Genomic DNA, 13,334 nt, shown 5'->3' on the forward strand with positions numbered 1-13,334 from the left:
GGCGACGCCCCGCGGAAGGGCCCACTTGTCTCCGCTCCCGGAAAGCTCACCTCCTTCGCTGGCGGCCCTGCTGAGACCCGGCAGGGCGGAGCTCGGTGCCGTTCTTCAGCAGTGCGAGGCGGACGGTGGCGAGGCTGGCCTCCTCTCGATCGGCGATGGCTTGCAGCGATAGGCGGTCGTGTTCGTACCAGATGCGCCACTGCCCGACGCGGGTGGCGGTGTGCTGGGTGCGCCGAAACCGTGGTGGGCTCCAGTCGACGGGGTGCTTCGACAGCAGGTAGGTGACGTGGGCGGTGGTGGTGGTGTTCAAGGTGTGCGCGAGCTGGGCGATGGAGAAGTCGCCGCCGGGAACGGCCTGGTGGAGCTGGGCGACGCTGATGCTGTCCGTGTCGGGCCCGGGGAGCACGAGGTCGCGCAGTGCGCGGGCGGGGAGCCGCGGTGCCCATTGGACGGGCTCGTCGATGGTGTGCGCCTCGAGGAGGTTCTGTGCGGTGCGGTGGAGCAGTTCGGCCTCGGGGGGCAGGATCCGCCAGCGAAAGCGCTTGTATTGCTGGCGTTGAACGGGGGTGGCGGGCGCGATGTCCGGGTGGGCGAGGTGCGCGGGTGATCCGGTCAGGGTGTGGAATAGCCAGCGTTGTGCGTGTACGGCGTCGAGGCTGGGGTTGGATCGCAGCCGCCGTTGCAGATCCAGCCAGGTCTGCACGTCGATGAAGCGGGAGCGCGCGGCGAACAGCGCACGACGGCGTGCATAGTCGATCGGGGCGCCGTGCACATCGAGGTGGTCGGCGAGCAGGATCAATGTGTGCAGGACATCGGCGCCGTCCTGGTGGCGGGTGAGGCCGGCGAGGAACGTGGACACGTTGTGGCTACTGACGGTGGTGCCGGTCAGGTGGACCGCGGCGCGGATCGAGGTGATGTTGCCAGCCAACAGGTAGGCGACGGTGAGGAGTTCGTCGATGCGTTGAGCAACGGATTTGCCGCTGGGGTGACTTGGGGAAAGCCGCAAGGTCCACTCGGGCCATAGAGCGGTCGGTAGCGCGCAGGCTCTGGAGTCCCGTTTGGCCGGGGGCCGGGTGGAGTCGACGGCCGTACGGTGGCGCAGGCGCGCCACCGGCATCAGCTTGGTCTCCCGGCTGCAGCGCAGGGCGGCTTCGAGCGCGGTCGAGATCGTGCCACCGAGGGTGACGACGTTGGCGGGGTGGAGCGGCCGGCCGGAGGCGACCACACGGTCGGTCAGCCGCTGCGCCGCCCGGGCCGCGCAGCGGATGTTCTCGGCCCGCAGGACACGGAACGCCGCGGTGACTGCCACGGCTGTGGCGGCGGCGTCGCCGGGGGCGAAGTGACTGTGTAGATCAATGCGCCGGGTGCCCGGGGCGCGCTGGGAACTGGTGGGCAGAGGGCTGGCGCGGTAGTGCTCCAGACGGTCCAGGATGTCGAGAGGGGCGAGCGGGCGCAGGTCGCTGGATGTCGCGTGGTTGAGGACCACATCAGCTCGCCCGGTGCGATGGCCAGGACTTCCCCGAACGGGCCGGGCGGACGCGCATGCAGCGAGCGGCGCGTTCTCGCCGAGCCGGTCGTGTGCGTGCCGGCGGCCAACTTGTCGAACAGCCGGTAGGGCGCGCGCTTTGACCGGCCGTCCGCCAGCCCGACAAGCCCGTCGCGCTGATAACGCTGACGTCGCTGCTTGATGCCACTGGCCGTCATCCGATGGCCCGCTGCTATCAGCTCGGCCGCCTTGGCCCGCTCCCGCTCGGCCAGGCAACGCTGCCGAGGGTCGAACTCCGGTCGTGGCACCGCCTCGTGAGGAGCATCCGGCGGCAAGCCGTGCAGTACTTCCAGGATGTGCCCCTCCCACCAACGAGCCTGGTCAGCAGCCTTCTTGGGGAACTCTGCGATCCGGGCCGTCGGCGGAACCCGTCGCCCCTCGTTCGTCATCCGGCACCCCCACCAGCGCGGCGCACGACCGTGCGCGGCCCGAGCAGTTCGACGTCCATCTGCTCGGCCGACAACTCGTGCTCCCGTAAGAGGTGGAACAACACGGGCAGCGTCGCGAGCCGGTCGCCAGCCGCGGCAGCCCCGGCCATCAGCGGCCCCGGCTGCGAGAAGACCTCCATCAGCCGAGCTGCAACCGGCTCCCGTCGGCAGCGGGGGTGGCGGTAGCGCGACAGCCACCGAACATTCGCCAGCAGCACTGCCTCCGGCGCCCCCACCCGCTCGAACCCCCACCCGACTTCCGCACAGGCCCTCCGCGTCAACTCGAACGCTTCGGCATCCCGCGGAGCGATCCAGTCGTCGGCACGCACATCGACGACCACCGCCGAGCCATCCACCCGACGCATGAAGAAGTCCGGGGCATGCCGACGCTCACGCGACCCGTCGTGCCAGTGCAGCCAGAACGGCTGGGACGCCATCGCCACCACAGCAGGATCGAAGTCCATGAGCACCAGCCGGTCCCGCTCCAACCACGACTCGAAACCGACGTGCTGCCCCGTCGTCGCCGCCCAGTACCACCCCGGGAAATGGCGCCCACCCCACGACCACCGAAACGGCCGCACCGGCACCGCGTCCTCGAACCTGGCCGTCGCAAAGTCAGGGTTCGGACGTGACGGTTTCGGTAGCAGCGTCGCCGCCGGCAGCGAATCCCCACAGGTGGTGGGTGCCTTCCTGGTTGAAGCAGCATCCCCACCCCCAGCCCGGGTCGTCGGTGACCGCTCCGTTGAAGGCCGTTCCGGTGGTGGTCCAACCGCTGAGATCGCCGGTTTCGAAGCCGGGGTTGGACAGGGTGGTCTCGCTTGCGCTGGCGGGCTCCGACATCAGGGGTGATGTCAGCCCGAGACATATCGTGAGCGCGAGAAGCAGGCGCACGATGCCACGCCTGGTTGTGGGTTGCGCTGGGGAGCGCGATCGCATCCGAACCTCCGTTGTGGGGGTGGGGTGAGTGGGGCGGGTCGATGGCCCGGACGTCGGCGACGTCCGGGTCAACGAGTGAGGGGGGTGTGGTGGGGCGGGTGGCTTAAGGGCGGCGGACGGGAACGTTGACGTCGTCGACGTTGATGTGGCCCCAGCCTCCGGTGGCGCGGTCCACGATCTCGACGTAGATCCGGTCACCGATGTGGGCGGACAAGTCGAAGACGACACGGCGGTACTGCTCGGCACCGCGGCCGGTGGCCTTGGCCAGCACCTTGCCGTCATCGGCGCGGACGACGGCCGCGTAGAGCCGGTCGGGGTCGTTGCCGCCGGACAGGAGCAGGTCGATCACACCGTCTCCACCAAGGACCACGGCAGCGGAGCGCAGCACGCCGGTGGCGTCGTCTCCGCCCGCGTCCGGGTTGACGCCCCACACGTGGTGGCCGGCCGCGTCCTCGGCGGTTTCAGCCTGGTAGAAGGGGCCGCCCCAGCCCCAGTCGGCGCGCGTGGTCACGTTGGCGTCGCTGAAGGTTGTGCCCGAGACGACGGTCCATCCTGTGAGGTCGCCGGTGGCGAAGTTGTGGTTGGGGAGCGCGTCGACGTCCGCGGGGCGCGGCGGATCGTATGCGGCGGGAGCGACCGAGGTGTCGTAGGAACCGTTCATGCGCCAGACGTCCAGGGACGTCACACGGGCGGATCCGCCCTCACTGGTCAGAGCCAAACCGGTGGCGTCCTCGCGGGTCGGGTAGACACGGCTGGTGAGGCTGTTGCTGACGTTGACGTACGCCTCGAGCATCGAGCGGTCGAGCAGGACCCTCAACGTCAGCCGTCCGCCGTCGAGTTCCACGCTTCCGCCGTGGACGCCCTTGCGTACGTCCGGGTCGAGGCTGGAGCGGCTGCGGTCGATCTGGAAGCGGTGCTCGGCCGTGTCGTAGGAGAGCAGGGTCTCCTCGGTGCCGTCGGCGCACGCACGGACCGCCAAGGTGATCGTCCGCGCGCCGCGCGGCTCGATGACGGCGCTGATGTCCAGCAGGTCGCCGGAGACACCGGCGAGCCGCCGGTTGGCTTCCTCCACCGATGCGTGCCGGATGTGGGCGAGCTTCTTGCCGCGGAGTCCCGCCGCTTCGGCGACCGGTTCGACCCCGAGGGTTCCGTCCGTCCGCAGCGAGACGCTCACAGGCATGCCGGCGTTGTGCGCCCATCCGGACTGGGCGTGCTGCTGTTCGGTGCGGCGGTCCTGGGTGATGCTGAAGAGCACGGATCGGCCGTCGGGGGTGACGAAGCCGGACGGGCCGGTGAAGTGCTCGCCGAAGTCGAACTCGCGGGGCTCTTCGTGTTCGGGTACGAAGCGGTGCCCGCGCTTGTCGAAGGTGCCGATCCAGTAGTAGGTGTGCTTGACGGCGTTCGGGTTGAACCCTTCCCACCAGGGGCAGATCAACAGGATGTGCTTGCCGGTGCGCCGGCCCTGGGGGCCGGGGAGCGGGAGGAGTACCGGCAGCTCCCATACCTCTCCGGGCTCGGGCACCGTGACGAGGTCGTTCCAGTGCAACGGGCCTTGGTACGTCCACGGTCCTTCGGGGCGCCGCGCGGTGTAGAGGAGCGCGGTTCCGCCGTGCTTGTGGGTGATCTGTGTGCCCTCGTAGTCGACGATGCCGCTGCCGACGAGCTGGTACCAGACGCCGTCCTCCTCCCAGACGAACGGGTCGCGGAAGTTCTCCGCCCACGCGGTTCCGGGTCCTGCCGGAAGGTTCGCGGGAGCTTCGGTGACCGGCTTGGATCTCATCGTCCAGGTGGGCAGGTCGGTGTCGCGGTCGGCCTGGTAGGTGGACACGGCAAGCCCGGTGCGCTGCCGGTAGGGCAGCCGGTCGTCGCCCCCGGTGAAGAAGAGCACCGGCCCCCGGTCGCCGTCGACGCAGGCGGAGCCCGACCAGCAGCCGTCCGGGCCGGCCGAGTCCGCAGCCGGGGCCAGGGCGATCGGGAGGTCGCGCCAGTGCACCATGTCGGTGCTGACGGCGTGCCCCCAGTGGATCTGGCCCCAGAACGGGCCGAGTGGATCATGCTGGTAGAAGATGTGGTACTTGCCCTTGAAGTACACGGGTGCGTGCGGCTCGTTCATCCAGTGCCAGGGCGGCAGCATGTGGAACTGGGGGCGGTGCCGGTCGCCGTCGTAACGGGCCCGGTCGGGGTCCAGGTCCGGGTGGGGCACGCGGTGGCCGGGCAGTCCGGCGATCTTTGAGGCGTGCTCCTTGCGCGCCGTCGCGTCGTCCAGGGTGCCCGGGCGGATGACGAGGCTGTCCATCAGGCCCATGTACATGTTGGCGTGGAACTCGCCGTTGAGCAGCGTGGACCGGTTGTGCTTCCCGATGAGAAGGGACTCATCAGGGGCAGGTACGGGCGTTTGGCCGGGGGTGGTGGCGGTTCCGATCAGCAGACCGTCGCGGTAGAGGCGCAGTTGATGGTTGGCAGGGTCGTAGGTGGCTGCGACGTGGGTCCATCTGTTCTTGGTGGCCGGCTGGTCCGGGGCGCCCTTGACCTCGATCAGGTCGGTGCCGAAGCCGAGCTGGAAGACGATCTGCCCGAAGCGGCGCAGGCCGAGCAGGAATCCGGTCCTCGCGTCCGGGTCGTGCTGGTTGACCAGGGCCTGGGGCTTGCCGTCGATGCCGTGCTCGTAGGCGTAGGGAGCGATCCAGACGTCGATGGTCATGCCGCCGGTGACGTCGAGCTTGCCGGGCCCCTCGGCGGTGACGGTGGTGGAGTAGCCGTCGAAGTACAGCGCCCGTCCGAGCACGCCGCGGCGACGTACGGGATCACTGCCGGGCTTGTAGCGGGCATCGTTGAAGACGTAGTCGACGGGGTCCGCGGAGCCGGAGACCGCCTCGCGGGTCACTGCGCCGGTGCGCTCGTCGAAGTCCCAGCGCGCGGAGGGGCCTTGCAGGCCGGCCCGTCCACGGGCTGAGGCGGGAGCGGGGGCGAACGAGAGCGGTACGACGGCGCCGCCGACGGCGGCGGACACGACCCTGAGGGCTGTTCTTCTCCTCATGCATGCTCCTGGAGTGCGCGGCAGTCTGACGGTCTGCCAAATCGTTTTAGGTGATGGGTCGGCATGGTTCGTGCGCCGCCTCCGCTAAAGCAAGAGCTAACGCATACGGATTTCGATTTCGTATCCCCTAGAGGCACCCAAAACGGCACATAAGGTCATCGTTATGCAGGTGAGATGTCCGGGGTGTTGACAGTGCATGACGGGTGGAGCAATCTCGTCACACCTTGCTAATCCGATTTAGCCGAACGGGGCTGATCCTCTGATGTCCGAACGCCGCGTGACCATGGCCGACGTTGCCCGCAAGGCGGGTGTCTCGCCGACGACCGCGTCGTTCGCCCTGTCCGGCCGGACCGACATGCGCATCTCCGACGCCTCCCGCGAACGTGTTCTGGAGGCTGCCCGGGAGCTGGGCTATCGTCCGAACGTCACGGCGCGCAGTCTGCGGACGAAGTCCACCCAGACGATCGGGTTCGTTTCGGACCGGATCACCACGACACCGTTCGCGGGCGATGTGATCCGCGGGGCCATGGAGGCTGCCCGGGAGCGGGACCACCTGTTGTTCATCACAGAGGCGGGCGGCGACCGCGCTGCCGAGTCGTCGCTGGTCCACGCGCTGCTGGACCGGCAGGTCGACGCGGTGGTCTACGCGTCCATGTTCACCCGGTACGTGACCCCGCCCAAGGAGCTGTTCGGGCGCCGGGTGGTCCTGCTGAACTGCCTGGCCCCTGGCTTCGAGGCGCCCTCCGTCGTCCCGGACGAGTTCGAGGCCGGGCGGGATGCGGCCCGGGCTCTGCTCGCGGCCGGTCACAGTGAGGGCATCTGGGCGATCGGCGGCCACCAGGCTGTTCCGGCCACCCCCGAGGGAATCATCGCCGGCAACGAGCGCATGCGCGGCCTGGAGGAGGTCCTTCGGGAGGGCGGGGCTCGCCTGGAAGGCGTCATCGAGTGCGACTGGGACACGCTTGACGGCTACCGCGAGGTATCCGCCCTGCTGGTGGCGGGTCACCGACCCCGCGCGCTGGTGTGTCTGGCCGATCGGGTGTCCTTCGGCGCCTACCAGGCGCTCGGTGAGGCAGGTCTGTCGGTGCCCGGTGATGTGTCGGTCATCTCGTTCGACGACCAGGACATCGCGTCCGTGCTGCGTCCGGCGCTCACCACGCTAAGGCTGCCGCACTACCAACTCGGACACCTCGCGATGGAGTTGATTCTCCGCACGGGTCCGCTTGAAGCAGTCGTGCATCGAGTGCCCATGCCGCTTCAAAGCCGTGCCTCCATCGCCGCTCCCACCAGAGGCTGACACCGGCACCGAAGACAGTCGTCCCGCCGCCCGCACCGATGATTCCGGGGCGGGTGACGGGACGGCCACCAAGAACAGCGACCGTCGCAACCGGTCGCCGAGGGCGGGTCCTGCAAGACCCGTCTCAGTGAGTTGGAGGAACCTCATGCTGTTCAGAACAAGACGCCTCGCTGCTGCCAGTGTAGTCGTCACGGCGGCGACCGCCCTGGTCGCCGGATGCACGTCCGGCGGCGGGAGCACGTCCGGTGCCAGCGGCGACACGCTGACCCTGTGGACGCACAACGCCGGCAACTCGGTGGAACTCGACGTCGTCAAGAAGATCATCAAGGACTTCAACGGCTCCCAGGACAAGTACAAGGTCAAGCTGCAGGCGTTCCCGCAGAGCGACTACAACAATTCGGTCGTGGCGGCTGCCTCCGCCCGAAAGCTGCCCTGCCTGCTCGATGTGGACGGCCCGAACGTGGCGAACTGGGCGTGGGGCGGCTACCTGTCCCCGATCGACGTCTCCGGCAGTGAAGTGCCCTTGTCCGACCAGCTGGCCAGCACCGTCGGAGAGTACAAGGACAAGCTGTACGCGTTCGGCTTCTACGATGTCTCGCTGGCCTTCTTCGCCCGCAAGTCCGTACTGGACGCGAACGGTGTCCGTGTCCCCACCGTGGACAAGCCCTGGACGAAGGGCGAGTTCGACGCGGCGCTCGCCAAGCTGAAGAAGAGCGGCAAGTTCGAGTACCCGCTGGAGATGGGTACCGGCGGCACCGGCGAGTGGTGGTCCTACGCCTACTCCCCGCAGCTCCAGAGCTTCGGCGGGGACCTGGTCGACCGCGGCGACTACAAGACGGCCTCGGGCACCCTCGACGGAGAGAACGCCGTGGAGTGGGCTTCCTGGTTCCACTCGCTGGTGGCCAAGGACTACATGGCAAAGAAGTCCGGAGCCGATCCCAACAAGGACTTCCTGGCCGGCAAGAGCGCGATCCAGTGGGACGGCAGCTGGAACGCGGCCAAGAACGCCGAGAAGCTCGGCGACGACCTGGCGATCATCCCGCCGGTGGACTTCGGCAACGGACCCAAGATCGGCGGCGCCTCCTGGCAGTGGGCGATGAGCTCCACCTGCTCCAACAAGGCCGGTGCGCAGGAGTGGCTGAAGTTCTCCCGCCAGACGAAGTACTTCGTCGACTACGCCAAGGCCACCAGCACCATCCCTGCCACCGACGACGCTGCACAGCAGATCGCGGACTACCAGCCGGGCGGCAAGTTCGACGTGCTCGTCCAGTTCGCGCGTAAGTACGCGATGGTCCGCCCCGCCACCCCGGCCTACCCCTACATCTCCACCGAGTTCGAGAAGGCGTCCAAGGACATCCTGGCCGGCGCCGACCCCGAGGACGCTCTCGGTCAGGCCGCTAAGGGCATCGACAACAACCTGAAGACGAACAACTACTACTCCAACTGACCCGTCCGGTCCGGTTCGGGCGCGATCCCGCCGTCCGAACCGGACCGATCCCCTGGAGATACCGTGCCCACCATGACCGCAGCCCGCGAGCGGCTGCGTCCGGTCCGGCGAACCCGAACGACCAACGCCCGTCGCCGTGAGAGCTTCACCGCTTTCGGCATGGCCACCCCGGCTGTCGTGCTACTGATCGTCTTCCTCGTTGTACCGGTCGCTCTGGCCTTCACCCTGGCGTTCACCGACGCGAAGCTCGTCTCACCCACCCCGGCCCGCTTCGTGGGTCTGAGGAACTTCACCCTGCTCTTCCAGGATCCGACCTTCTACAAGTCCCTGCGCAACACGGCCTACTTCGCCGCCGTCGTCGTCCCGCTGCAGGCCGGACTCGCCCTGGTGCTGGCCCTGCTGGTCAACGCCAAGGTCCGCGGCGTCAACTTCTTCCGTACCGTGTACTTCCTGCCGGTCGTCACCTCGATGGTCGTGGTGTCCCTTCTGTGGACCTTCCTGTACCGGAAGGACGGCCTGGTCAACCACGTCCTCTCCACGCTCACCTTCGGTCATGTCCAGGGACCGGACTGGCTGGGCGACCCGGCCACAGCGATGCCCGCCATCATCCTGATGTCGGTGTGGCAGGGCGTCGGCTTTCACATGATCATCTGGCTGGCCGGGCTGCAGACCATCCCCGCCGAGCTCTACGAGGCCGCAGATCTCGACGGAGCCACCCGCTGGCACCGCTTCCGCCACGTCACCTGGCCGGGACTGCGCGCCACCCGCACGTTCGTGCTCGTCACCATCACGATCGCGGCGCTCAGCCTCTTCACCCAGATCAGGGTGATGACGCAGGGCGGCCCCCTCGACTCCACCACCACCGTCGTCTACCAGGCGGTACACAGCGGCTACGACCAGCAGCAGACCGCCTACGCGGCGGCCGTCTCGCTGATCTTCTTCGTGCTCGTACTGAGCGTGTCCCTCGTCCAGCGCTTCCTGACCCGGGAGAAGGACTGACATGACTTCCTTCCTCAAACACCTCGGCGGCCACACCGGCCGCATCGTCCTCGCCCTGGTCTTCGCACTCCCACTCGTCTTCATGCTCGTCTCGTCGTTCAAGCCGGACGACCAGATCTTCGGCGACCTGGACTCCCTGCGCGCCTTCCTGCCGGTCGGCGCCCTGTCGCTGGACAACTACACAGCTGTGTTCGAGCGAGTCCCGGCAGCACGGTTCCTGCTGAACTCCGTGCTGATCTCCTCGATCACCGTGGTGCTCGGCATCCTCGTCAACAGCATGGCCGCCTTCGCCCTGTCACGGATGCGGTGGCCCGGCCGCAAGCTCGTCCTGACCGCGATCATCGCCACTCTCATCGTGCCGTTCGAGACCTTCGCACTTCCGCTCGTGTGGTGGGTCAACCAACTTCCGCTGCTGAGCGTCAACGGATTCCACCTGGAGTGGAGCACCGGCTGGATGGACACCTACCAGGTACAGATCCTGCCGTTCGTCGCCAACGCCTTCTCGGTCTTCTTCTTCCACCAGTACTTCCAGAGCATCCCCAAGGAGCTGGACGAGGCGGCCATCGTGGACGGCGCCGGCTGGTTCACCATCTACCGCCGCATCGTCATGCCGCTGTCCGGGCCGGCCGTCGCCACCGTGGCGATCCTGACCTTCCTGCCGGCCTGGAACTCCTACCTGTGGCCGCTGATGGTCGTGCAGAGCGAGGAACTGCGGCCGGTGATGGTGGGTATCTCCTACTTCTTCCAGCTGAACGTGGGATGGGGCCAGATCATGGCGTACTCCTCCATGATCACCGTGCCGATCCTGGCGCTCTTCGTGGCTTTCCAGCGCTCCTTCGTCAACAGCATCGCCTCCAGCGGCGTCAAGGGCTGACCCTCACAGCGGCACCAGGCCGTTCACCCTGCTCGTCCTCATGACTCCCGTGTGCTTCGCGCACTCCGAGAAAGGCCCTGTGTGTCCGCGTTGCCTGCCGACCCCCACCTCCCGGCCATACATCTGCGACCGCCCCGCAACTGGATCAACGACCCCAACGGGCTGGTCTTCCACGACGGTCACTACCACGTGTTCTTCCAGTACAACCCGCACGGCCCGCAGCACTCGAACGTGCACTGGGGCCACGTGCGCAGCCCCGACCTGATCAACTGGGAGCCCCTCCCCGTCGCCCTCACCCCCACACCCGACGACTATGACGCCGACGGCTGCTATTCGGGCAACGCCGTCTCCGTCGACGACCGGATGGTGGCCTTCTACTCCGCCCACCGGAACGACCGCTGGTGGCAGCCCATCACCACCGCCGAGTCGCAGGACAACGGCCGCACCTGGGCCAAACGCCCCCAACTGCTCATCCCTGAGCCCCCTGCGGGCACCACGATGTACCGGGACCCCTACGTCTGGCGGCAGGATGAGCGCTGGCGGATGCTGGTCGGCTCGGCCCTCGACGACGGCCATGCCGCGGCACTGCTGTACGAGTCCGACGACCTGGAGAACTGGGCGTACCTCGGCCCCTTCCACACCAGCGACACGGCGACCGGCACCGGCCCGCTCGGCTGGGAGTGCCCCCAGTACGCGACGTTCGGCGACCGGAGCGTTCTAATCGTCAGCGACTGGACTCCGCAGAGCGGCCCCAGCCACACAACCACCCACACCGGCCATGAAGAGAACGGCCGCTTCGTCCCGGACGCCTCACCTGTACCGCTGGACCACGGCCCGGACCTTTACGCTCCGGCCCTGCTGAAGGCCCCCGGGGAAGACCGGTGGCTGTTGTGGGGCTGGGCCTGGGAGGCCCGCGACGACAGCTGGGCGCACGAAGCGGGCTGGGCAGGCGTCCTCACGCTTCCCCGCGAGGTGAGCCTCACCGCCGACGGCGCGGTCGTCCAGCGCCCTGCCCGCGAACTGCTGGCCCTGCGCGGCGCGCGTGTACTGCACCGCACCGGGCACGTCACGCGTCCCGAGCCGGCCGAACTCGGCCAGGTCAGCCGCACCTTCGACCTCACCGCCGCTCTGATCCCCGACCCCACCGGGGCGAGTGGTCTGCGCCTGGTCACCTCGGCCGACGGCTCCGAGTACCTCGACATCAGCCTCGATCCCGCAGCAGGACAGCTCATCGTCGACCGCGGCCACGCATCACTGGACGCGCGTGCACGGGGAGGCTCGTACACCGCCCCGTGTCCGGCGGCGGGCCGTCCGGGCACCCCCGTCGAACTGCGCGTGATCGTGGACCGCTCGATAGCAGAGGTCTATCTGGCCGACGAACAGGTCCTCACTCTGAGGTTCTATCCACTCGCCGACGGGCCCTGGCGGCTGCAGGCCCGCACGACAGGCACCGGACGCAGCGGCTTCGCCGTCGAAGCATGGAACCTGGCCCCCGGCGGTGTCCATCAGGAGCTGGTTCTGGCGGGCCAGGGAAGGGACGCCGAACTCACACGACCCTGACGAGCCGGATGGGTACGTCCTGTTCCGCAGCCTGTCCGCCTGCAACCCCACATCCCGCCGCATGCGTTGCAGGCCAGGCAGCCTTTAACGCATGCGGTCGGTTATCCCCTCGCAGCACGACTCGTCCACCCGGCGCGCGCCTGGGCTGCGCCCACAGCGCGGGGCGAGAGCCCCGCACCCACTCTGAGAGGCAGACCGTCACCATGGCCCGATCCGGGTCCACCGGCAGCATCACCGTTCTCGGCGAGTGCGTCGCCGACATCTTCGAAGACCCCGCCCAGTCCGGTTCCGACGGGCTGTCGTTGCGTGCCCTGCCCGGTGGCGGCCCCGCCAACACCGCCGTCGCACTCGCCCGGCTAGGCACCCACACCCGCTTCCTCGGACGCTTCTCCAACGATGCCTTCGGCACCCTCTTCCGTGCCCGCCTCCACGCCTCCGGCGTCGACCTGACCGCCAGCGTGACCGCCTCAGAGCCCAGCACCCTCGCCGTCGCCGACCTCGACACGACCGGCCAAGCCACCTACACCTTCTACGCCGAGGGCGCCGCCGACTGGCAGTGGACCGACCACGAACTCGCCAAAGCCGGGAACGACGACGCGGTCTGCCTGCACACCGGCTCCCTCGCGCTGATACGCCAGCCCGGCGGCAGCCGAATCGAGGACCATCTCGCCCGGGCAACTGAGCATGCCACCGTCTCCATCGACCCCAATGTCCGCCCCCTGCTCGTACCCCCCTCCGTCTACCGAGAACGGCTGCCCCACTGGTGCGCCACCGCCGACATCCTCCGCCTCAGCGAGGAGGACTGCGCCCTCCTCGCCCCCGACATCGGCTTCGAAGAGGCTTGCGACACCTGGCATGCCGCCGGCACGCGCCTCGTCGTCATCACACTCGGCGGGCGCGGCGCTCTCGCATCACTGGACGGCTCGCGCGTCGCTGTCCCGGCCCCGCCTACCGTGGTCGTTGACACAGTTGGCGCCGGCGACTCCTTCACCGCGGGTCTCCTCCACCGACTCGCTGCCCTCGGACACCTCGGCGGCCGACTCGACGACCTGACGCTCGAAGACCTCACCGATGCCTGCACATTCGCCGCCCAAGTCGCCGCCCTGACGTGCGCGGTCCCCGGTGCGAACCCACCCTGGGCAGACGAACCGGCACCGCGGATCGGCGCTGCACGAAGCCTGCCGCGCCACATGGGTTGAAGGGCATTCAG

At 68.4% G+C, this 13,334-nt stretch carries 10 protein-coding genes; 6 read left to right on the plus strand and 4 right to left on the minus strand.

Features of this window, described 5'->3' with window-relative positions:
* Window positions 1-46: 46 nt before the first annotated feature.
* The 4 genes from OHA03_RS27750 to OHA03_RS27765 all read right to left on the minus strand — a co-directional run bounded on the left by OHA03_RS27750 (window position 47) and on the right by OHA03_RS27765 (window position 5,947).
* Window positions 47-1,486 (minus strand): hypothetical protein, encoded by a 1,440-nt coding sequence (locus OHA03_RS27750; RefSeq protein ID WP_267006458.1) that lies wholly within the window; start codon window positions 1,484-1,486, stop codon window positions 47-49.
* 445 nt (window positions 1,487-1,931) lie between these two features.
* Window positions 1,932-2,621: a TnsA-like heteromeric transposase endonuclease subunit gene (locus OHA03_RS27755; protein ID WP_267008187.1), complete on the minus strand. Its 690-nt coding sequence runs from the start codon at window positions 2,619-2,621 to the stop codon at window positions 1,932-1,934.
* Entirely contained in the window at window positions 2,590-2,865 is a 276-nt protein-coding gene (locus tag OHA03_RS27760; RefSeq protein WP_267006459.1) for a hypothetical protein, read from the minus strand. Before OHA03_RS27760 ends, OHA03_RS27755 begins: the two co-directional genes overlap by 32 nt.
* Window positions 2,866-3,013: 148 nt before the next feature.
* Window positions 3,014-5,947: a GH32 C-terminal domain-containing protein gene (locus OHA03_RS27765; protein ID WP_267006460.1), complete on the minus strand. Its 2,934-nt coding sequence runs from the start codon at window positions 5,945-5,947 to the stop codon at window positions 3,014-3,016.
* Between the two features lie 262 nt (window positions 5,948-6,209).
* Between OHA03_RS27765 and OHA03_RS27770 the strand changes: the two genes are divergently transcribed.
* The 6 genes from OHA03_RS27770 to OHA03_RS27795 all read left to right on the plus strand — a co-directional run bounded on the left by OHA03_RS27770 (window position 6,210) and on the right by OHA03_RS27795 (window position 13,323).
* Window positions 6,210-7,244, plus strand: coding sequence for a LacI family DNA-binding transcriptional regulator (locus OHA03_RS27770; protein WP_267006461.1), 1,035 nt, complete (start codon window positions 6,210-6,212; stop codon window positions 7,242-7,244).
* Between the two features lie 145 nt (window positions 7,245-7,389).
* Complete coding sequence (locus tag OHA03_RS27775) at window positions 7,390-8,691, plus strand: extracellular solute-binding protein (RefSeq protein ID WP_267006462.1); 1,302 nt, start codon at window positions 7,390-7,392, stop codon at window positions 8,689-8,691.
* A gap of 72 nt (window positions 8,692-8,763) precedes the next feature.
* On the plus strand, window positions 8,764-9,690 hold the full coding sequence (locus OHA03_RS27780; protein WP_267006463.1) for a carbohydrate ABC transporter permease: 927 nt from the start codon (window positions 8,764-8,766) through the stop codon (window positions 9,688-9,690).
* 1 nt (window position 9,691) lies between these two features.
* A complete protein-coding gene (locus OHA03_RS27785; RefSeq protein ID WP_267006464.1) occupies window positions 9,692-10,564 on the plus strand; it encodes a carbohydrate ABC transporter permease in 873 nt (290 codons plus the stop codon).
* An 81-nt stretch (window positions 10,565-10,645) separates the two neighbouring features.
* Window positions 10,646-12,124: a glycoside hydrolase family 32 protein gene (locus tag OHA03_RS27790; RefSeq protein WP_267006465.1), complete on the plus strand. Its 1,479-nt coding sequence runs from the start codon at window positions 10,646-10,648 to the stop codon at window positions 12,122-12,124.
* Window positions 12,125-12,327: 203 nt separating this feature from the next.
* Window positions 12,328-13,323: a carbohydrate kinase gene (locus OHA03_RS27795; protein ID WP_267006466.1), complete on the plus strand. Its 996-nt coding sequence runs from the start codon at window positions 12,328-12,330 to the stop codon at window positions 13,321-13,323.
* Window positions 13,324-13,334: the final 11 nt, after the last annotated feature.

Source organism: Streptomyces sp. NBC_00154 (assembly GCF_026342835.1).
Taxonomy (GTDB): Bacteria; Actinomycetota; Actinomycetes; order Streptomycetales; family Streptomycetaceae; genus Streptomyces.